Here is a 20580-nt window from a genome sequence, read left to right as displayed (position 1 = left end):
CGCCGATTCACACTGGTTATTGATCCAGGTTAGAGAAATATTCGTTTGTACAATTTCGAGGAACGAACATTCCTTGCATCGCTTCTGACTCCAAACGTGACCGGCGCGCGGGTCGTCCGACCACTCAGTAAGTGCGCTTCACCTCACATCACAGATTGACCCAGAACGGGTCGGTCTTACGCTTGTACGGAGCGGTGAATGACGCGGGTATTGATCACAGGGGGCGCGGGCTTCATCGGCTCTCATGCAACGGATGTGCTGCTCGCCGCCGGCTACGTAGTCCGTCTGCTCGACAATCTCTCGCCGCAGGTCCACAGCGCCAGCCGCCAGCGCCCCTCCTATCTCGCCGACGAGGCCGAGCTCATCGTCGGTGACGTCACTGACAGCGTCGCCGTCGAGCACGCCCTGCGCGGCGCCGACATGGTCCTGCATCTTGCTTCCGCCGTCGGCGTCGGCCAGAGCATGTACGACATCGCGCCTTACGTGCGGACGAACGAGCTCGGCACCGCCGTCCTCCTCCAGGCGTTGTCCAGGCGCCCGGTCGAGCGGCTGGTGGTCGCCTCCTCCATGAGCATCTACGGCGAGGGCCTCTATCGCAGACCGGATCAAAGCGTCGTCGCCGGCGACGAACGGTCGATCGAGCAGCTCCGTAGAGGTGAATGGGACTTGCATGACACGGCAGGCCATCCACTCAATCCTGTGGCCACCCCGGAGAGCAAACTGCCCTCGCTCAGCTCTGTATATGCCCTGAACAAGTTTGCACAGGAGCGCATGTGCCTGATCACCGGCAAGGCCTACGGAATCCCGACAGTAGCGCTGCGCTTCTTCAACGTGTTCGGTCCGCGCCAGGCCCTGTCGAATCCATACACAGGCGTACTCGCGATCTTTGCCGCACGGCTGCTCAACGGACGGCCGCCGCTCGTGTTCGAGGACGGCGAGCAACGGCGCGACTTCGTCCACGTGCACGACGTCGCCCGCGCCTGTCGCATCGCACTGGAAGCGGAGCATGCGCAGGACGTCTTCAACGTCGGCTCGGGTCAAAGCCGGACCATTCTGTCGGTCGCGGAGAACCTTGCCGAGGTCATGGGACGCGGCGATATCGCGCCCGAGATCACGCGAAAGTACCGCGCTGGGGACATCAGGCACTGCTTCGCCGATATCGGCAAATCGCGCGATCTCCTCGGCTTCGAGCCGCACGTGGCCTTCAAGGACGGCCTCGAGGAGCTCGCCGACTATCTCGCAGACCAGATCGCCGATGACCAGGCCGAGCGTGCCACCCGGGAACTGCTGCAACGAGGATTGGTTGCGTGATGAACGAGCGAGACAAGAGACCCGTCCTGATCACCGGTGGTTGCGGCTTCATCGGCTGCAATCTCGCCGACCGGCTGGCAAACCGCGGCGAGCGTGTCCTGGTGTTGGACAATCTGGCCCGTGCCGGCGTGCGCGAGAACGCCCAATGGTTGAAGTCCAGATATGGCGATCTCGTCACCATTACGGTGGCGGACATTCGCGAGCCTATTCCAGTGATCGATGCCGTGTGTGAGGCCCGCGCCGTGCTGCATCTGGCGGCCCAGGTCGCCGTCACCGACAGCGTGAGCGACCCGGCCGCCGATTTCGAAATCAACGCACGCGGTACCCTGAACGTGCTAGAAGCGGTTCGGCTGCACAACAGCAGCGCCCCCTTCATCTTCGCGTCCACCAACAAGGTCTACGGCCGCCTTATCGAGGACAGCGAGATCGCACTCATGGGCCGCCGTTATACGCCCACGAGCCCCCTGCTGGCGGTTGGCATCTCCGAAAACGCGCCGCTGGATTTCTACAGTCCGTATGGCTGCTCCAAGGGAACTGCGGACCAGTACGTCCACGACTATGCACGGGTCTATGGCCTTCAGACCGTAGTGATGCGCATGAGCTGCATCTACGGACCGCGTCAGTTCGGCACCGAGGATCAGGGCTGGATCGCGCATTTCCTGCTGAGCGCAATCCGCGGCAGGCCGCTGACGATCTACGGCGACGGCCATCAAGTTCGCGACGCCCTGCATGTGTCGGATGCGACGGCGGCGTGGCTCGCAGTGCTTGACCGGATCGCGCTCGCGCGCGGCCGCGTGTTCAATCTCGGTGGCGGCCCCGCCAATGCGGTCAGCCTTCGCGAGCTCATCGACCACATTGCGGAATTGACCGGCCGCGAGGCCACTTACCGCTTTGCCGATTGGCGTCCGGGCGATCAACCCTGGTACGTAAGCGACACGCGTGCGCTGTCGACCGCACTCGGATGGTCGCCGCAGGTCCCCGTCACCGAGGGCCTTCGCTCGCTCCACGCTTGGCTGGACACTCGCTTCGGAGCAGCTCACGGCAGCCGCGAGGCTCTCGCATGACGCGCGTCGCCCTGATCAACCCGAATTGGGATTTTGGCGGCAGCATCTATTTCGGCTGCCGGTCCCCCCACCTTCCGCTCGAGCTCGGGATCTCCGAGCATTACCTGAAGGTGGCCGGGCACCGGACGCTGCTGCTCGATGCACACATGTACGATCTGTCATTCCAGGATATCGAAGCAGAGCTACGCGCGTTCAGCCCCGACCTGATCGTCATCACGACAGCTCCGACCTACCTGTTCTGGCGCTGCGCACCGCCGGAATTGCGCGTTCCGCAGGAGCTTGCACTGGCGGTGCGGGATCTTGCACCGACCCTGATCGCGGTCGGCCCGCACGGCTCGACGACGCCGCGGGCGGCTCTCAAGAAGCTCGCCGTCGACATCATCGTGATGGGCGAGTGCGAGGCATCCTTGCTGCGCCTGGCAAATGGCGAGCGCGATTTTTCCGGCCTGTGCTTTGCGGACGGCGACTCGGTCCGGGTCAATGGCGGCCCGCAGGCCGTCGACTTCAGGGATCAGCCGGCGCTCGACTGGCCGGACGAGATGATCCGGCGTCACCAGCACCACCATCACCGTTTCGAGGCCGAGCCGTTGGGGCCCGGAGCGGAGGTCGAGGCGTCGCGGGGATGCCCCTACAATTGCACGTTCTGCGCTAAGGAGAATTTTCGCAATACCTATCGCAAGCGGCCGCCCCCCATCATTCTTGACGAGATCGATCGCCTGCGCGGGCAAGGTGTCGAATATGTCTACTTCATCGACGAAATTTTCCTTCCGAGCCCCGAGCTCCTGGACGGGCTGAGCACGCGGGGTCTCAAGTTCGGCGTGCAGACCCGCATCGATCTCTGGAAGCCCGATATGCTCGCTTTGCTCGGCCGTGCCGGCTGCGTATCGATCGAGGCAGGAATTGAGAGTCTCACCGTTGAGGGACGCGCCGCGCTCGCCAAGAACTGCAAGATGACGACCGACCAGCTCGCCGACCGCCTGGTCGAAGCGCGCCGGCACGTCCCGTTCGTGCAGGCCAATCTGATCGAGGTGCCCGAGGACGACGATCCCGTGGTGCAGCGCTGGCGTCACAAGATGCAGGATGCCGGCATCTGGGCCAATGATCCGGTCCCGCTCTACCCCTATCCCGGCTCGCCGGATTACCGGAGGCTCTGGGGCGAGGCGGACGATTTCGCCTGGGAGCGCGCGCACCGGCACTATCTCGGAATGTTCGACCAGTTCAGCGACGTGCAGAACGATCGTCCCGTCCCGCTAGAGGCCCTCGAACATCCGGTGGCGTCATGAGCCGCCCGTCGCACATCCGAATCCTGATGACGACCGACGCCGTGGGAGGCGTTTGGACCTATTCGTGCGGTCTTGCGTCGAGCCTCGTCACCTCCGGTGCCGACGTCACCCTCGCGACAATGGGCCCGCCCGCAAGCGCCGATCAACGTGAGATGCTTCGCGGCTCGGGAGTTCACCTGATCGATACGAACCTTGCCCTGGAATGGCAGGACCCAGAAGGCCGTGATCTGAACAACGCCGCCCGCGTCCTCGCCAGGCTGGAAGCCCGAATCCGGCCCGACATCGTCCATCTCAACAGTTTCCGAGAGGCGACCCTCGCATGGCGTGCGCCGACGGTTCTTGTGGCACATTCCTGCGTCAACTCGTGGGCGCTAGCATGCCGCGATACGGCCTGGCTCGTCGAGCCACGATGGACGCGCTATACGAAACACGTAGCTGCGGCACTCGACAACACGCCGGCCTGGGTCTGCCCAAGCCAGTCCTTCCACGACGACATCGTAGGGATCTATAGGCCCCGCTCACCCGGAGCCGTGATCTGGAACGGCATTGCTGCCGGCGGCTCTCCGTGCCGAAAGCGAGAGCTGATCTTCGCAGCCGGCCGGCTCTGGGATCGCGCCAAGAATATCGGAGTGCTGGCGGCGGCGGCACCAGGGCTGGGCTGGCCGATTCAGGTCGCAGGCCCTGCCGGGGCGGATTCGTCAAGTGGCATCACCTGGCTTGGACAATTGCCGCACAATGCGGTGCGCGGACATCTCCAGCATGCCGGGATCTTTGTAAGTCCGGCGCTCTACGAGCCATTCGGCCTTTCCGTGCTCGAGGCAGCCGCCGCCGGCTGCGCGCTCGTGCTGTCGGACATTCCAACCTTCCGGGAGTTGTGGCGCGGAGCCGCGCTGTTCTTCGATCCCACTGACACTCAGGTGCTACACCAAGCTCTCTCTGCTCTCTGCGCCGATGACCTCGAAAGAACGCGTCTGCAACGTGCCGCCTACGAACATTCCCTGACCTATTCGCTGGCGCGAACAACCAGCACCTATCTGAAGCTCTACGAAGGGCTGCTCTCCTCCGATCGCGCGTCACCTCAAACCGGGCAGATCGAGGTGCGCGCATGAAATGCGTCCTGTTCTATCACGCCTTCACCTCCTGCTGGAACAACGGCAACGCACACTTTCTGCGCGGCTATGCCCGCGAGCTGGACGCGCTCGGGCACCAGGTCGTCCTGTTCGAGCCGATCGACGGCTGGAGCCGGCTGAATGCCATCCGCGAGGCCGGCAGTCAGGCGCTGCAAGACATCGGCCAGCTTTTCCCCGGCGTCTCCATTCGCCGTTATGACGCCTCGCTCGATTTCGACGAAGCACTGGATGGCGCTGATCTCGTCATCGTGCATGAGTGGAATTCGCCCGACGTGATCGAGAAGATCGGATACAAGCGCGCGCACGGCGCTCCCTTCACACTGCTGTTCCACGACACCCATCACCGCGCGGTTACTGCGCCGGAGGAACTTGCGCAGTTCGACCTCGATGCATTCGACGGCGTGCTGGCCTTCGGCGAGGTGCTTCGCCAGATCTACGTGAAACTCGGTTGGGGCAATCGGGCCTACACATGGCACGAGGGTGCCGATGTCGTGATGTACCATCCTCTGTCCAATGTCGAGCGCACCGACGATCTCGTCTGGATCGGCAATTGGGGCGACGACGAACGCAGCGCCGAGCTCAACGAGTATCTGGTCGAACCGGTTGCCGAACTCAAGCTGCGCGCGAGCATCTATGGCGTGCGTTATTCAGATGAGGCCGTCCGGACTATCCGAGCCGCCGGCATCCGCCATGGTGGCTGGCTGCCGGCGCATTGGGCGCCGGTCGCCTTCGCGAGCGCGCGCGCGACCGTTCACGTCCCACGCGGCCCCTATGTTCGGTCCCTGCCGGGCATCCCCACCATCCGCGTGTTCGAGGCGCTCGCCTGCGGCATTCCCCTGGTGTCGGCCCCCTGGTTCGATACGGAAGGCCTGTTTCCGGACGGCGCTTATCTCAAGGCCGCGAATGGCAGGGAGATGAAGCGCGCGCTCCGTGCCGTTCTCGACGATCGAGAGCTGTCTTCCGCCATGATCGAGACCGGCTTTCGCACGATCCGCGAGCGTCATACCTGTCGTCATCGCGCACAACAGCTTGTCGGGATCGCGGAGGACATCCTTGCGTCAGACTCATCGTCACGACCGCTGCGGTACATCGGAGCCTCCCCATGAAGATCTGCTTCTTCGGATCCAGCCTCGTCTCGTCCTACTGGAACGGTGCCGCTACTTATTATCGCGGCATGCTCAAGCAGATTGCCGCGCTCGGACACGAGATCACTTTCTTCGAGCCCGACGCTTTCGAGCGGCAGGCCCACCGCGACATCGCCGATCCCGACTGGGCCAGGGTCGTCGTCTATCCCGCGACGGCGGACGGCTGGCGCAGCGCGCTCGATGCGGCCGCGCGATCGGCCGAGATGATGATCAAGGCCAGCGGTGTCGGTGTCTTCGATCGCGAGCTGGAGCTCGCGGTCGCGGCCCTGCCCTCCAAAACCATGCGGGTCTACTGGGATGTCGATGCCCCCGCCACGCTCGAAGCCATGGCAAGCGACCCCGAGCATCATCTGCGGCGCGCAATTTCGTCCTACGACATGGTCCTTACCTACGGCGGCGGCAATGGCGTCGTATCGGGCTACCGCACGAACGGCGCGCGCGATTGCGTGCCGATCTACAACGCGCTCGATCCCGAGACGCATTTTCCGTCCCCGCCCAAACCGAGCTTCGCCTGCGATCTCAGCCTGCTGGCAAATCGCCTGCCCGATCGCGAGCAGCGGGTCGAACATTTCTTTCTCGACCTCGCACGCAACTTGCCGGACAAGACCTTCGTCCTCGGCGGCTCCGGCTGGGAGACCAAGGACACGGCGAGCAACATCCGCAAGATCGGACATGTCGGAACCGGCGAGCACAATGCATTCTTCGGCTCCGGCCTTGCCACGCTCAACATCAATCGCGACAGCATGGCGCGCTACGGCTTCTCGCCGCCGACGCGGGTGTTCGAAGCGATCGGGGCCGGCGCCTGCCTGATCACCGATCAATGGAAAGGCATCGACCACTTCCTCGAGCCGGATCGCGAAGTGCTGGTGGCCGCGAATGGAGCCGAAGTGGCTGGCCATCTCGGCGCCCTTAGCATCGATCGCGCCGCCGCGATTGCGAGCCGTGCCCGCGCTCGCATCCTGAGCCAACACACCTATCGGCATCGCGCCCGCCAGTTCAACCAAATCTTCGTCGGAAGCAGCTCGCGAATCGAGGCAGCAGAATGAACCTCAGCATCGTCGTCGTCGGTCTTTCGGTCACATCGTCATGGGGCAATGGTCATGCCACGACCTATCGCGCCCTGATCGAGGCGCTCGCGCGGCGAGGCCACAAAGTTACGTTCCTGGAACGCGACACTGCCTGGTATCGCGAGCATCGCGATCTCACCAAGCCGTTGTCGTGGACGGTCGAGCTCTATCAGTCGCTGAAGGATGTCCCTCGCCGCTTCGGAAAGTTGGTCAAAGACGCCGATCTCATCATCATCGGGTCTTATGTGCCGGATGGCATCGCCATCTCTGAATGGATCACGAGTCAGGCGCGAGGACTCACCGCCTTCTACGACATCGACACGCCGGTGACGCTGGCCCGGCTCGACCAGGGCCTCGACTATTTGTCCGCCGCGATGATCCCGCGTTTCGACCTCTATCTATCCTTCGCCGGCGGTCCGGTGCCGGAGATGATCGAGCAGCGCTACGGCAGCCCGATGGCACGGGTTCTCTATTGTAGCGCCGACACCTATACATACGCACCGCAACAGGCGCAGACGAAATGGGCGCTCGGTTATCTCGGAACCTACAGCGAGGACCGGCAACCCATCCTTGATCAATTGATGTTGTCGCCGGCGCGAACGCTGCCGTCGGAGCAATTCGCGGTCGCTGGCGCGCAATATCCTGAAGGTATCCACTGGCCCGAAAATGTCTTGCGGATCGAGCATCTGGCTCCGAAGCAGCACCCGATGTTCTACGCGGAGCAGCGGTTCACTTTGAATGCGACCCGCGCCGACATGCGCGTGCTGGGCTTCTCGCCGAGCGTCCGGCTGTTTGAAGCGGCCGCCTGTGGCACGCCCGTGATTTCCGATCGATGGCCAGGGATCGAGACGATCTTCGAGCCGTCGCGGGAAATTCTTCTTGCGTCAACCCCGCGCGACGTCATCGAGATCCTGCGCGATATGCCCGAAGAGCGCCGGCGCGCAATCGCGGAGAACGCGCGCCGGCGCGTCCTCTCCGTTCACACGTCCGAGCACAGAGCCCGCCAGCTGGAGGCCTACTACGCCGAAGCAGCCGCGCGACGCCACCGCAAATCCGCGCCCCGTCAGGCCAACCGGCCTGTGCAGGTCGCCGAACTCTGAAGGTGCTTGCCATGACACTGCAGACCCGTATCCCCACGCTTCGCCACTCGCCAACCGTGCTGATCGCCGGCGGCGCCGGGTTCATCGGCTCTCATCTCTGCGATTCGCTCCTGCAGCGCGGCAACGCGGTGATCTGCATCGACAATCTGCTTACGGGTAGCATCGACAATATCAGGCCGCTGCTAAACCATCCGAATTTCCGCTTCATCGAGCATGATGTGCGCGAGCAGATCGAGATCGGTGGCGAGATCGACCGGATCTACAGCCTAGCCTGCCCCGCCTCGCCCCGGCACTACCAGAAGGATCCGGTCGGCACGATGAAGACGTGCGTACTCGGCACCATCAACCTGCTCGAACTTGCGTACCGGAAGGGCGCCCGCGTCTTGCAGGCTTCCACCAGCGAGGTCTACGGCGATCCGGAGGTACATCCACAGCCGGAATCCTATCTCGGCAACGTCAACCCGATCGGACCGCGGGCCTGCTACGACGAGGGCAAGCGCGCCGCCGAGACGCTGATGTTCGACTACCACCGCACGTGCGGGACTGAGATCAAGGTCGCGCGTATCTTCAACACCTACGGCCCGCGCATGCTGGAGAACGACGGCCGTGTCGTCTCGAATTTCATCGTGCAGGCGCTCCGCGGCAAGCCTATCACGATATACGGCGGCGGCACGCAGACGAGGAGCTTCTGCTTCGTCGATGATCTCGTGCGCGGCCTCCAGCTGCTCATGGACAGCCCAGCCTCGGTGACCGGCCCCTGCAATCTTGGCAATCCGCACGAGGTCACTATAGAGGCCATAGCCCGAGAGGTCCTGACGCATACGGAATCGGTCTCGCCTCTCCGCTTCGAAGCGCTGCCGAAAGACGATCCAAAACGCCGCAAGCCGGTCATCGATACCGCCGTGCGCTTATTGGGATGGCGCCCTCGCGTCGCACTGCAGGACGGTCTTCAGGCCACGATTGCCTATTTCGCGTTGCGCATCGCGGGTGAGGCACCGACGCTGGTGCCGGCAATTGCACCACGTCGGACGGGGCATTCGGCACGAAGCCGGTTGAAGGCAACTGATCCAGGCGGATGACACCGTGTCGAGGGAGCTCGGGCGATATCCCTAATTAGGCGATGCCTCGGTAAGCTGGCCGATCCGCAATGTAGGTATCCTAATTTCCCTCTGCGGGTGCGAACGGCCCCGGGCATCTCCGGGGCTGGACCGAGACGCACCGAGACCGCCCGACGCACCGGCTCATGCCGGACGCCGGTTGATAGCGTCCCGCCCGGGATTCACTCGCGGAGTCTCAAATGATACAATGTCCTAAATCTAATCTGCGGGTGTCCCAATTAGGACAGCACCAGGGTCAAGACGAACGGGACGCCGAGTGAGGCCTCACTGCTTCCTCAGGCGTTCTATCCCGATCCTGAAGCGCACCCGCATGACCGGCCCGAGATCGTCGCGCACCTCAATGGCGGCTTCGCTGGGCTTGAAAGGGCGCTGCAAGCTTTCTCGGGCCGCATCGGCCATGGCTTGGGTGGCTTCCCTCCATGTCCGTGAACTCCAAGCCTTCCTCATCAACCACAAAGCCATCTTGATCAACCAAATCGAAGTAGTAGCGCGCCATTTGATCCGCCCAATCTAGGCCGATCAATCAACGCATGTTGCTTTCGTTCCAATAGACGCTACGGCTGGTCAACCGCCTAGACGAGCGAGGAACGAACGCCGCCGTACGAGCTTGTGGACTCGCCGGTTCGCCGACCGAGCTGGCGGAGCGGCCCCGGCCATACCCCCCAAGCCTCGGCAGGCCGGGGCCCTCTCTCCGCCTTCCCTTAGCGCATGCGAGGTCCGAGTTCGCCTTCTCGCCGCGCCCACCCTATGTTGGACTCCGGCCACTGGAGTTCTTGCGTATGGCCTTCCCTTCGATCATTCCGAACGACCGGCTCGATAAGGATTTCTACTTGGTCCTGGAGGAGTTCCGGGACGGCGCAGCGTTTCGCGAGACTGGCGAAGTTGTCACCTACTCCACGCTGATCGGCGGCCTGCTCGCCGACCAATACGATCAAGTCCTTCGCGTCGTCGCGTTCATCCGATCGAGGGGTGGTCGCGAGAGGCCAGAGGATATTGCGCGCGAACTCGAGCGTCGCATCGCCGCCGAAGGCCACGCGATCTCCGATGCCTTGAGGAACTTCGTCGAGTCAGGGGCTGCTTGGGCCATGGTCACTCTCACTTCAGGTAAGCTTCGAGGGACCGGCCGAGGCGCAGCAGGACGATAGGAACCCCTTCCAGATTCGCCTGAGCCGGGCCCAACAAAGACATGGGGGCGACACCGCAATTTCTCGCAGGTGCCTGGAAGGCCTTGAAACGACACGACACGCTTCTAATTTCATGGATAGCCGCGCAGCAATTGCACGGCACGATCGGGCGCCCGGTACAGGGCCCGGTCAGCGGGCATCCGGCAGGTGTCCGGGGTGCTCTTATCCATGTTGCTCAAAGGAGGATATGGCTATGACCACGCTTGATCTTGCCCCCTTGTGGCGATCGACGATCGGGTTCGATCGTCTGTTCGACCTTCTCGAGGACGACTCCGGGCGATGGACCAGCGGGGACAATTACCCGCCCTACGACATCGAACGTTTCGGTGAGGACCACTACCAAATCTCGCTGGCTCTTGCCGGCTTCAGGCCTGACGAGGTCTCCATCACGGCCGAGCAGAACACGCTGACTGTCGAGGGTCGCAAGGCCGAAAAGGGCAGCCATCAATATCTCTATCAACGCATCTCTTCGCGCCCGTTCCGACGGACCTTCAATCTGGCCGAGTACGTGCAAGTGAAGGGCGCCTCGTTCGAGAATGGCATGCTCAAGATCGATCTGGTTCGGGAGGTTCCCGAGGCGATGAAGCCGCGCCAGATTGCGATCAGCACAGGTGATGATCACCAGCAAGGTGAGAACAAGCAGGCGGCATAACACCACCTGCTCACAATTGAATTCTGCGGCGTAGCTTCGCCGCGTCGCGAAGCTTTGGAACAAAAGAAAAGGAGAAGCACTATGGCTATCACTGATCTGATCCCTTGGGGCCGCGGTCGTGATGTGACCACCCGTCGCTCCGAAAACTACAACCCGGTTCTAACCCTGCACCGGGAGATGAACCGGCTATTCGATGATGTCTTCCGCGGCTTCGATGTCGCGCCATTTGGCGGCAGCTTTCTCGAGCAGTCGATGAATTGGCCGAGCATCGAGGTCAACGAGAGCGAGAAGGACGTGAAAGTCACGGCAGAGTTGCCAGGTCTCGACGAGAAAGACGTCCAGATCGAACTCGCCAATGGCGTTCTCTCGATCAAGGGAGAGAAGAAGACTGAGACGGAAGACAAGGATCGCCGGTTCAGCGAGCGGTACTACGGCAGATTTGAACGGCGCATCCCGATCGAAGACGTGGACCAGGACAAGATCTCTGCTGCGTTCAAGAACGGAGTGCTGACTGTCACCATGCCAAAGCTGCCGCAAGCAGAATCCAAGGTGAAGCGTATCGCGATCAACTCGAAATGACAGAATCGACGGGAGCGGCCTCCGCTCCCGTCGTGCTTCTACTAGAGCAACCGTCCCGGGGGATGTGCCCGACCATGGACACAAAGCGGAAATCCAGTTTTGCAGGCGCGGCAGATGTCGCTGCGCACGCGGAGATCGCGGCTCAGCACATCAAGGACCTGAAAGCGGCCTGTGCGAACGGAGACAAGAACGCTGCCCGTCGATCGCTGCGCCAAGCCATCAGCGAACTCGAGCTGGCTCGCGCGATGGTGCGGACCGGTATCGATTGAGTCCACTCCAATTTCGGTTGCGTTCGCGTGCGTCTGGCTCAAGCAGACTAGTAGCTGGCTTTTGTGTGTAGCATCGCTTCGATCTTGGCTGAGAGTTCCCGCGAGGAAAACGGCTTGCTGAGGAGCACACTGCCGTTCATACGTTTGCCGGTTTCTTCGATGAGATCTGGATAGCCGCTACAGTACACGACCGGCAGGCCGGGCTGCTGCCGTTGAAGTTCAAGCCCGACGTCCAGCCCCGAGACGCCAGGCATCGCGAGGTCGATAATCGCCAAATCGATGGCTTGATGAGAAAGGGTTGCTAACGCAGCATCCAGATTGTCAGCCGCGATCGCCTGGTACCCGAGATCGTCAAGCATGCTCCGTGTCGTTTCGAGCACGCTGGCATCGTCGTCCACAACAAGGATGTGCTCCCTTGCTCCCACACTTGGAGGACTCAATTGGCGATCTTCGCCTCGTACAACTACATCGGTCGATCGGGGCAAGAGTATTCGCACAACCGTTCCCCGCCCAACCTGACTCTCAATTTTCGCTGTCCCGCCGGACTGGCGGGCAAATCCGTAGACCTGCGACAATCCGAGACCCGTTCCCTTACCGGGCTCCTTGGTCGTGAAGAATGGATCGAAGGCTCGGGCTAGGACTTCCGGAGGCATTCCAGTGCCGGTGTCTTTCACTGCGATCGAGACATACTCACCTGGCTTGAGCTCGGTTTGCAGATCCTCCGGGACGCCGTGGAGAACGTTTGTCTCTATCGTAAGAAGGCCACCCTCGGGCATCGCGTCTCGCGCGTTGATCGCGAGGTTGAGCAACATCAATTCCAGTTGGGTCGCGTCGACCAGTGCAGGCCAAAGGTCCTTGTGCGTGACGACGTCAACTCGAATAGAGGCGCCCAAGGTTCTGGACAACATTTCTGCAACGGTGCCCACGAGCTGATTGACGTCCACGGGCTCCGGCGCGAGCCGCTGCTTGCGGGAGAATGTCAGCAGCTGCCCGACGAGCTTGGCCCCGCGCTGCGCTCCATGCATGGCATTCCGGACATATCGCTGAACGCGTTCGTCCTCCACCCGCCGGGCAATCAGCTCAAGATTGCCGATGATTGCCATCAAGAGATTGTTGAAGTCGTGCGCAATTCCACCTGTCAGCTGTCCGACAGCCTCCATTTTCTGTGCCTGACGCAGCGCGACTTCGGTGCGCTCTCGTTCCACCATCTCGTCTCGCAGCCGCTTGTTCGCTTCCGAGAGCTGCTCGGTTCGCTCTTCCACGCGCCGCTCGAGCGTGTCGGCCAGCTGCTTCAATTGCCTCAGATACTGTTCAGCCTGTCGCTGCCGCCTGCGACCGCGCACTGCTGCGAGCACCGCACTCTTGAGAGAGGTGGCGGCCAATGGTCGCTCGAGGACCGTGACGTGTCCAAGCAGATCGATGAGTTCGGTAAGAGCCGGGCCATTGTTGCCGGTTCTCAGCGTTAGCAGCACGAAAGGAAAATCCGACCATGGCGGCTGATTGGCGATCCAATCAGCCAAGGCGCCACGATACTCGTGAACGAGCGCTTCCTCTGCAATGACGGCGGCGGCAGCATCACTCAAGCTGGACACCAGTTCGGAAAGACTCGACTGCTCTAACGCCTGAATGCCGACGTCGCGCAGAGCCGAACAAACCACCCTGGCGTCACGGCCAAACGGCGCTAGGACAAGTACCGGGCCGCTTTGGCTCTTCTCACGACCGTCCATTGGTAGCTGCCGTAAGTAGCGCGCCGTGCTGGCCGGTATAGATCGGCGAGCCTGATAACACGCCCTGGAATTCCGCCAGCGGCGGCCCGACGCGAATTCCGCGATTATCTAGCCGGTACTCTCTAATTTCGTCTTCGTGGCGTCCGGTGCGTTTCTTTAGGACCGAGATCGCGCGACGAATTTTTCCAGCAGCTTCGAAGAAGCGCAACAGCAAGACCGCGTCGCTCAGATAGGTGAGGTCGACGCTTGATTGCATCGACCCGACAAGGCCGTGCTGCGCAAGGGTCAGGATCGTCACGACACCGCGGTGGTTCAGATAGGTCAGCATTTCGTGCATGAGGAGCAGCATGAACTGCTCGGCAGGCATGGCGTTCTGATATCCGCTTAAGCTGTCCAGTACCACTACCCGGACATTGTCCGTCTCGACCCGCCGGCGAACCATCCCTGTGAGTTCTCCGGGGGAAAGCTCTGCGGGATCGACTTGCTCAAGCACCAACTGCCCCGATGCGATCGGCTGATCCAAGTACCAGCCCATGCCCGCTGCACGTTTCATCAGGATTGCTTTGGTCTCATCAAAGGTCACAAAGAGGGCGCGCTCACCACGAGCGAGCGCCGCCATCACGAACTGCATGGCGATGGATGATTTGCCGGAGCCAGACGGCCCCATGAGCAGGGTACTCGTGCCCCGGTCGAGACCACTTCCCAGCAATTGATCCAGCTCGTTGATACCACTCAGGAGCGGTTCTGCCGGCGGCTTGCCATCGAGGTGCTCGGACGCAACCAGCCGGGGAAACAGAACTATTCCGCCCTTGCGGATAACGAAATCATGGAAGCCACCACGGAAGCTGCGCCCCCTCATCTTGAAGATGCGCAGCCTGCGGCGCTCCGCACCATATTGCAGCGCATTATGCTCAAGCCTGACGACGCCATGGACGAGACTGTGCAGATTGAGATCGTCGGCCTGATCGGTAAGGTCGTCCAGAAACAACCCGGTGCAGCCCTCCTGGGCCAGGAAATGCTTCAGAGCAATGACCTGCCGGCGGTATCGCAGCGGATTTTGCGCCAGGAGCCTAATTTCGGAGAGGCTATCGAAAACGACCCGCTTAGGTGCAACCCGCCTCACCTCGTCGAAGGTCATTTTCGTCGTTTCGCCAAGCTCAAGGTCAGAGGCATAGACGACGGTCTGTTGCTGCTTGGGGTCGAGGCTGAGTTCCGCCGGGACGAGCTCAAAAATCTCGATCCCATCGAGATCCCAGCCGTGGGTTTCGGCTACTTGCCGCAGTTCGTCCTTGCTTTCGGAGAGCGTGATGTACAGACAGCGCTCCCCCCTGGAGACGCCGTCGAGAAGAAACTGCAGGGCCAGGGTGGTCTTGCCGGTTCCCGGCTGGCCCTCGATCAAGTGCACGCGGTGCGATGCGTATCCGCCATCGAGAATGCCATCGAAGCCGGCGATGCCCGTAGAGATTGCCTGCGTTTTGGTGCTGCCTTCAGGAATGTTCATTTGTCTTCCGGATGTCCAAGCGCGCGCCGGCCAGCAGGCGTCGTTCTGCCCGGCTGGCATGGCTGGATGTGATTGGCGTGGTTTGCGCGAAGACAGGGCCAAAGCCCTTGAGCAGGCACCATGGCTGCAAACATCTTCCTGGAGGGAATTTTCGTACGAATTTCCGGCGTTCTGTCAAGCCACTGAAACTGCCGCGGGCCGGAACCCGAATAAGAGGTTGGAGTTACCCGGCTCCCACGAAATCTCTGAGCACGACAGCTGCTCGGCAGGCCAGAGCAAAGGGACTCGGAAGACTGTGGCTTGGAATCAGTTTGTCGGCACCATCATGCTTCTTTATGCCCTGACGAACCCGGTCGGAGCCATCCCGGTTTTCCTGCCAATGACTGGGCGCGCCGGCGTGGTGAAGACCCACCGGATCATCGTTTTGGCCTGCGCGGCAGTAGCCGTTTTCTTCATTGGGTCTGCGATGTTCGAGAAGGAGATCTTGGCCTTCTTCAATGTGGGGCTCGATGACTTCCGGATCGCCGGTGGGCTGCTCGTTCTGGTGATCGCATTCGAAATGTTTCAGGCACAGTATGGAAAGTTCATTCCTCGCGCCGACGAGGCAAACTATAGCGAGGTCGACATACATGGCCTGGCCATCACGCCATTTGCGTTTCCCTTGCTGGTGGGGCCGGCCGAGTTGAGCATCATGATCACCCTCTCGAACGATAACCCAGGATGGCTTGGCAAGGCCTTCTTGGCCGCCGCAGCCGTCCTCGCGACCTCACTGATCGGTTTGACTTTGTGGATGGCTGCTGCGATCGAACGCTTCTTGGGCCGAACCGGCATCAACATTATGACCCGTGTAATGGCTCTCATCATCGCGGCAATCGCCGTGAATTTCATCATGAGGGGGATCAAGAGCCAACTGCCTGGCATGGTGAGCCGGTAGGACCATCCTCATTTTATTGTTATTAGGGCAAGTCTTGGCCAAGAACGCTGGCGATCGAAATCAATCCCTCATCTCCGAGAAGACGCGCTCGGGACTACGCCGCCGAGTTGAAGTCGCTCCTCTTGGCCCGCTCAGCCGCTGCACGGCTCGCCGCAATCGCCATCCAATCTCGCAACAATCCTCTGTCCTCCCTGGAAAAGGAGGCTCGCCGTTTGAAATCGTCAAGAGTCTCGCCGGGATGGCATTGCTCGAAATCCTGGCGGATCAGCGATTCGAGATATGCCGTCTCATCTTGAGTGGCACCGCCCAAGTCGGAATCCGGCTTGATCGGCATAGATCGCTCCTCCCTTCCGCGGTTCTCAAAGCTTATCGGGGCTATCAACCGCGTCCAGTTCGGCATCTATTTTTTCGAGAAGACGTTCGATCTCCTCGCGCTCCCTTGGACCTGGCTCTTCTTCTAGGCGGCTGATCAGGTGCTGCTTTCGCGTCAGGAGCATTGCCACGCTTGTCATCAAAGGTGTGAGTTCGGGATGCTGGTACATTGATCGACACCTTATCTTCATTGTCGCAATGCAGCGAAGGCGACACTCCGAGGCGCTCGGCCGGGAGCGTGCCAGAGTCCGCTCTGGACACGCGCAAAACTCACGACCGGAAGGTCAGTTCCTCCGACGCTAAGAGGGATCGCAATGGAGCAATCCGTCCAGCGCAGGGACGATCGCCTTGGCACAGGCGCTCCTTGGAACAGGCGATGTTCAGCATAGTTGCCAACCGAATAGCACCGAGTTCGCGTCGGCCGGCGGATAACAGCGCGGCCGTTCTCGGCTCTCGGCAGCGCTCTTAGGAAACCCGGTAGCGAATACGATGCCAACTCTCCCTATGACCGCGTCCGGTTATGCGGCTCTTCAGAACGAATTAGCCACCCGCATACGAATTACGCGGCCCCATCTTGCCGAGCGTATTCAGCACGCGATCGCGGACGAACCTAATCTTGTTGAGAATTCGGAGTATCAGGCCGCGCTGACCGAGCAAGGCCTCAACGAGGCTCGCATAGCCGAGTTGGAAACCAAACTTGCACGCGCAGAGGTCATCGATGTCTCGAAGCTCTCCGGCGAAATCGTCAAATTCGGCGCGACGGTCACGCTGACGGATCAGGATACGGGCGAGGAGCGAATTTGCCATATCGTCGGCGAGCCGGAGTCCGATGCGGCCAGAGGCAAAATTTCAGTCAGCTCACCTCTCGCACGGGCGTTGATAAGCAAGTCCCAAGGCGCAGTCGTAGCCGTCGAGACTCCAGGAGGCGAGAAGAGTTACAAGATTGAGCAAGTTAGATGGCTTCCCTAGGGGCAGAAGAATAGTCTTAATAGCAAATGGTCTTGCATGACCGGCAGATACCCGTCGGTGCGAAGCCGTTGTCTTGAACCCGTTTGCATCAGCGCAACAGACGAGTGGATGTGCTGCTTGCCTGGACGGGCGGAGCTACTTTCACAACTGCGGAACTGGTTTGGCCGCCCCGCACGATGGTAAGCTTCACATCCTGACCGATGCGTGCTAGGCCAATTTTGTTCCGAAGTTGCGACGCGGTGCGGATCGGACGGTCATCTGCCATGACCACGATATCGTCCTTGCGCAAGCCCGCCTTTTCAGCCGGAGAGTCTGGCGCGACCTCCGCGATCACTGCCCCTTCGTTGCGGCGAGAATTCGTCGACGGTTGGAGCTCGCGCAGTAAAACGCCAATGCGGCCACGCTCAACGTATCCTCTATCTACGATCTGCTCCATAACGAGCCGGGCCATATTCGCGGGAATTGCAAAGCCGATCCCGACATTCCCTCCGCCGGGCGAAATGATCGCAGAGTTAATGCCCTCCAACTCGCCACGAAGATTCACCAATGCGCCGCCGGAATTTCCCGGATTGATCGCAGCGTCGGTCTGGATGAAGTCCTCGTAGCCTTCCTTGCTCAAGCCAGTCCGACCCAGCGCACTGACGAGCCCGGACGTAACGGTCTGGCCGAGTCCGAAGGGATTTCCGATCGCAAGCACGAAATCCCCGACTTCAAGCGCATCACTGTCGGCGAAAGGAAGCCCCTGAAGGTCGGCAGGGTTTGGGATCTGCAGCACTGCGACGTCAGTCGGCGCATCGCGCCCGATTACCTTCGCAGATAGCTGCCGGCCATCCTTGGTCGTTATCTGAACGACTGAAGCGCCTTCGACAACGTGATTATTGGTCAACAAATAGCCGCGCTTGGCATCGACGATGACGCCCGAACCCGTCGAATTGATTTCCTTCTCGACCTGCTTGGGAATGTCGAAGAACTCACGAAAGAACGGATCGCGGTAAAGTGGATTGTCCTCGCGAACACGGCCGTGCACGGAAATATTCACGACCGCCGGCGTCACCTGTCGAACCACGGGCGCCAATGTTGGCACAGAACCACCCGTCTTCAGGTCCGGCACTTGGGCTGTAGCCGGTGAAGCCGCGAATAGCGCCACAACCAGAAGCCATGCCAATATTGTTCGCTGATCCAACATTCCGATCACCCTTGCATGCTTGTCGGACCGTCAATCACAGGCAGAACCATTCCTTCCAATGCTAGGAGCGGAATTGCCCAGACTGCTGCGACATGGCCAAGCAGCACGATGGCTAGAACGGCTTCCGTGACCATCACAGCGCCCTCCGCTGTGCGGCGGCGGCCCACGGCCGCCGCAGCCGCATGGGGACGCCACCGCCAGGGGGTGGATCATCATCGCCGTCTCCGTCGAGTTGCCGCAACGCTGCCAGTATGTCCGCCAACTTCACAGCGTGCCCAGTCCCGGGGACCTCCCGCAGGTCGGGATAGGATTCCACGGCGTACATGTCCGACGCCCACGAGGACAGGATGATCCGCTTCTCAGGCGTCGAGAGCTCCTTGTCATTCAGGACTTCCGCCGGAGAAACGTAGTGAGCGGCGGGATGGAGGAATGGGTGAAGACCACCGCCGTCGATTTTTACGTTAGTCATGGCTCGCCTCCCTACACACTCCTTTCTAAGGGATGGTGCTCGAGATTTAGGTGGCGGCGTAGTCGACGTCGCCACCCATGTTGAGATGAGATAGGACAGAGAGCAACTTCCGTTGCGAATCGCCCGTCCATGGATCGAGGCTACTAAGCGGCCTTCTTCTGCTCAATCTGCGACGAAGCAGCTGCTCCACTTCCGATCTGGATCTTGCGCGGCTTCATCGCTTCCGGAATCTCTCGAACGAGATCAATGACCAAGAGGCCGTCCTGGAAGGATGCCTGCTTCACCTGAACGTAGTCGGCCAGACTGAAGACTCTCCGGAACGGTCGCGCCGAAATACCTTGATACAGATACTCGCGCGCAACACCATCGGATTTCCTTCCTTCGATCGTGAGAGCATTCTGCTCGGCCGTCACGGAGATATCGTTGGCACCGAGGCCTGCCACCGCCAGCGTGATTCGATAGTGGTCCTCGCCGGACCGCTCGATATTGTACGGCGGGTAGTTGTCCTCAGTCGGCTGGCGCGACATGCCGTCGACGAGGTCAGCCAGATGATCGAAGCCGACCGTGGTGCGCCAAAGTGGTGCGAAATCAAGTGTCCTCATAGCCAAGTCCTCCAAAGAGCAATATGGATACGACGCAAGGCAGGATCGGAGTTTCGATTATCGTCGAACACCCCAGTCCAGCGCCTCGTGCCGAGCCCCGCCTGGCGCTCGACACACCGCACTGGCGGTCGAGAAACGAATTAGAACTGACACTCATGAGTTCAAGAGGCTGTGCGTTTTTTTCTGATGCCTCGCCCGGCAGCTCAGCGACTACGCGGCCAAGCGATCCGGGTGAGCGCCCTCGCGTAGGACATCCATCACTCGCTGCTCTCGCTCAATCCGGGCTTGATAGAGCTGCTGCTCTTGCTCGCTCCTCGCAGTTGAGAGCAGGCGCTCGTAGTGACCGATCACCTTTTGACAGCCTCGGATGAGGAAGTCGCGGACGCCAAGCTCGACTGCTGTGCTTGAGGCTGCATCGGAGCTCCCGCGCACGGAATGCCTCGCCGAATTCGCTTCAAACATGATTGTCGCTCGCTCTTGACGACCTTGCATAAGGTAGCGAGCGGCCTTTGCAGGCCGCTCACCGACATTCAGCTTGCTGCCGCCAGTCCGGCGGGATGGGGCGTCGGCTGCGGCCAAATACCCGTCGGCGCGGATGTCGGCGGCAGCAAGATGTCGATCTTCATCGTTGCCGCCGCAGGCTGCCACTTCAACCACGGCATCGTATCGAGATACGGGATTGGCAGCAGTGGCAGTCCAGTGAACACACGCTGTGTGGCCTCGGCTCCCCGCGGGCTTTCTAGGCCGTAAGCACCGAAGGCGGTCAGGGACATTGCGCTGCCCATTACTAGAGCGAGCAGGCGTCGCCGCAGATTGCGGTTGGTCTCCGTCCGGGCGGAGAACGTATGGTGATGGCTCAGCATCTATACTCCTCCAATCGTTCGAAAACAGATCCAGGCAATGGTGACAAAACTCAGG

The 20580-nt window shown here is 61.0% G+C and carries 23 protein-coding genes; 14 read left to right on the top strand and 9 right to left on the bottom strand.

Annotated features, from left to right (window positions below):
• Window positions 1-198: 198 nt before the first annotated feature.
• From QA642_RS13640 to QA642_RS13605, 8 genes are read left to right on the top strand one after another with little or no spacing between them, the layout of a single operon-like run.
• Window positions 199-1311: an NAD-dependent epimerase/dehydratase family protein gene (locus QA642_RS13640; RefSeq protein WP_283085117.1), complete on the top strand. Its 1113-nt coding sequence runs from the start codon at window positions 199-201 to the stop codon at window positions 1309-1311.
• Window positions 1311-2375, top strand: a complete 1065-nt coding sequence (locus QA642_RS13635; protein ID WP_283085116.1) for an NAD-dependent epimerase/dehydratase family protein — start codon at window positions 1311-1313, stop codon at window positions 2373-2375. Before QA642_RS13640 ends, QA642_RS13635 begins: the two co-directional genes overlap by 1 nt.
• Window positions 2372-3658, top strand: coding sequence for a TIGR04295 family B12-binding domain-containing radical SAM protein (locus QA642_RS13630; protein ID WP_283085115.1), 1287 nt, complete (start codon window positions 2372-2374; stop codon window positions 3656-3658). The genes QA642_RS13635 and QA642_RS13630 overlap by 4 nt, the downstream gene beginning before the upstream one ends.
• A gap of 26 nt (window positions 3659-3684) precedes the next feature.
• Window positions 3685-4767 (top strand): glycosyltransferase family 4 protein, encoded by a 1083-nt coding sequence (locus tag QA642_RS13625; protein ID WP_283085114.1) that lies wholly within the window; start codon window positions 3685-3687, stop codon window positions 4765-4767.
• On the top strand, window positions 4764-5894 hold the full coding sequence (locus QA642_RS13620; RefSeq protein ID WP_283085113.1) for a glycosyltransferase: 1131 nt from the start codon (window positions 4764-4766) through the stop codon (window positions 5892-5894). The genes QA642_RS13625 and QA642_RS13620 overlap by 4 nt, the downstream gene beginning before the upstream one ends.
• A complete protein-coding gene (locus QA642_RS13615; protein WP_283085112.1) occupies window positions 5891-6979 on the top strand; it encodes a glycosyltransferase in 1089 nt (362 codons plus the stop codon). Before QA642_RS13620 ends, QA642_RS13615 begins: the two co-directional genes overlap by 4 nt.
• On the top strand, window positions 6976-8100 hold the full coding sequence (locus QA642_RS13610) for a glycosyltransferase (RefSeq protein ID WP_283085111.1): 1125 nt from the start codon (window positions 6976-6978) through the stop codon (window positions 8098-8100). The genes QA642_RS13615 and QA642_RS13610 overlap by 4 nt, the downstream gene beginning before the upstream one ends.
• An 11-nt stretch (window positions 8101-8111) precedes the next feature.
• Entirely contained in the window at window positions 8112-9179 is a 1068-nt protein-coding gene (locus tag QA642_RS13605; protein ID WP_283085110.1) for a UDP-glucuronic acid decarboxylase family protein, read from the top strand.
• Window positions 9180-9482: 303 nt separating this feature from the next.
• Here QA642_RS13605 and QA642_RS13600 read toward each other — a convergent pair whose 3' ends face one another.
• A complete protein-coding gene (locus QA642_RS13600; protein WP_283085109.1) occupies window positions 9483-9617 on the bottom strand; it encodes a hypothetical protein in 135 nt (44 codons plus the stop codon).
• A gap of 380 nt (window positions 9618-9997) precedes the next feature.
• Between QA642_RS13600 and QA642_RS13595 the strand changes: the two genes are divergently transcribed.
• From QA642_RS13595 to QA642_RS13580, 4 genes are all read left to right on the top strand, one after another.
• Entirely contained in the window at window positions 9998-10363 is a 366-nt protein-coding gene (locus QA642_RS13595) for a hypothetical protein (RefSeq protein ID WP_283085108.1), read from the top strand.
• A gap of 232 nt (window positions 10364-10595) precedes the next feature.
• Entirely contained in the window at window positions 10596-11054 is a 459-nt protein-coding gene (locus QA642_RS13590; protein WP_283085107.1) for an Hsp20 family protein, read from the top strand.
• 81 nt (window positions 11055-11135) lie between these two features.
• A complete protein-coding gene (locus QA642_RS13585; RefSeq protein ID WP_283085106.1) occupies window positions 11136-11633 on the top strand; it encodes an Hsp20/alpha crystallin family protein in 498 nt (165 codons plus the stop codon).
• A gap of 74 nt (window positions 11634-11707) precedes the next feature.
• Window positions 11708-11902, top strand: a complete 195-nt coding sequence (locus QA642_RS13580) for a hypothetical protein (protein ID WP_283085105.1) — start codon at window positions 11708-11710, stop codon at window positions 11900-11902.
• A 47-nt stretch (window positions 11903-11949) separates the two neighbouring features.
• On the opposite strand, the gene QA642_RS13575 is transcribed toward QA642_RS13580, so the two are convergent.
• Both QA642_RS13575 and QA642_RS13570 read right to left on the bottom strand, forming a co-directional pair.
• Complete coding sequence (locus tag QA642_RS13575) at window positions 11950-13629, bottom strand: ATP-binding protein (RefSeq protein WP_283085104.1); 1680 nt, start codon at window positions 13627-13629, stop codon at window positions 11950-11952.
• Window positions 13616-15130 carry an ATPase domain-containing protein gene (locus tag QA642_RS13570; RefSeq protein ID WP_283085103.1) on the bottom strand — a complete coding sequence of 505 codons (1515 nt, stop codon included), beginning with the start codon at window positions 15128-15130 and terminating at the stop codon, window positions 13616-13618. Before QA642_RS13570 ends, QA642_RS13575 begins: the two co-directional genes overlap by 14 nt.
• Between QA642_RS13570 and QA642_RS13565 the strand changes: the two genes are divergently transcribed.
• Window positions 15081-16064 carry a MarC family protein gene (locus tag QA642_RS13565; RefSeq protein WP_283085102.1) on the top strand — a complete coding sequence of 328 codons (984 nt, stop codon included), beginning with the start codon at window positions 15081-15083 and terminating at the stop codon, window positions 16062-16064. The genes QA642_RS13570 and QA642_RS13565 overlap by 50 nt on opposite strands.
• 94 nt (window positions 16065-16158) lie before the next feature.
• Here QA642_RS13565 and QA642_RS13560 read toward each other — a convergent pair whose 3' ends face one another.
• Both QA642_RS13560 and QA642_RS13555 read right to left on the bottom strand, forming a co-directional pair.
• Window positions 16159-16398, bottom strand: a complete 240-nt coding sequence (locus QA642_RS13560; protein ID WP_283085101.1) for a hypothetical protein — start codon at window positions 16396-16398, stop codon at window positions 16159-16161.
• A gap of 25 nt (window positions 16399-16423) precedes the next feature.
• Complete coding sequence (locus tag QA642_RS13555; RefSeq protein WP_035730668.1) at window positions 16424-16606, bottom strand: hypothetical protein; 183 nt, start codon at window positions 16604-16606, stop codon at window positions 16424-16426.
• 319 nt (window positions 16607-16925) lie between these two features.
• On the opposite strand from QA642_RS13555, the gene greA reads away from it, so the two are divergent.
• A complete protein-coding gene (gene greA / locus QA642_RS13550; protein ID WP_283085100.1) occupies window positions 16926-17405 on the top strand; it encodes a transcription elongation factor GreA in 480 nt (159 codons plus the stop codon).
• An 88-nt stretch (window positions 17406-17493) separates the two neighbouring features.
• On the opposite strand, the gene QA642_RS13545 is transcribed toward greA, so the two are convergent.
• From QA642_RS13545 to QA642_RS13530, 4 genes are all read right to left on the bottom strand, one after another.
• The gene (locus tag QA642_RS13545; RefSeq protein ID WP_283085099.1) at window positions 17494-18591 is read right to left on the bottom strand and encodes a trypsin-like peptidase domain-containing protein; all 1098 of its coding nucleotides are present in this window, start codon (window positions 18589-18591) and stop codon (window positions 17494-17496) included.
• 133 nt (window positions 18592-18724) lie between these two features.
• Complete coding sequence (locus QA642_RS13540; protein WP_283085098.1) at window positions 18725-19060, bottom strand: hypothetical protein; 336 nt, start codon at window positions 19058-19060, stop codon at window positions 18725-18727.
• A 143-nt stretch (window positions 19061-19203) separates the two neighbouring features.
• Window positions 19204-19662, bottom strand: coding sequence for an Hsp20 family protein (locus QA642_RS13535; protein ID WP_283086880.1), 459 nt, complete (start codon window positions 19660-19662; stop codon window positions 19204-19206).
• A gap of 530 nt (window positions 19663-20192) precedes the next feature.
• A complete protein-coding gene (locus QA642_RS13530; protein ID WP_283085097.1) occupies window positions 20193-20525 on the bottom strand; it encodes a hypothetical protein in 333 nt (110 codons plus the stop codon).
• Between the last annotated feature and the right edge of the window lie 55 nt (window positions 20526-20580).

The sequence above is a fragment of the Bradyrhizobium sp. CB2312 genome, from assembly GCF_029714425.1.
Lineage (GTDB): Bacteria > Pseudomonadota > Alphaproteobacteria > Rhizobiales > Xanthobacteraceae > Bradyrhizobium.
This window is presented reverse-complemented; position numbering and strand designations above follow the sequence as displayed.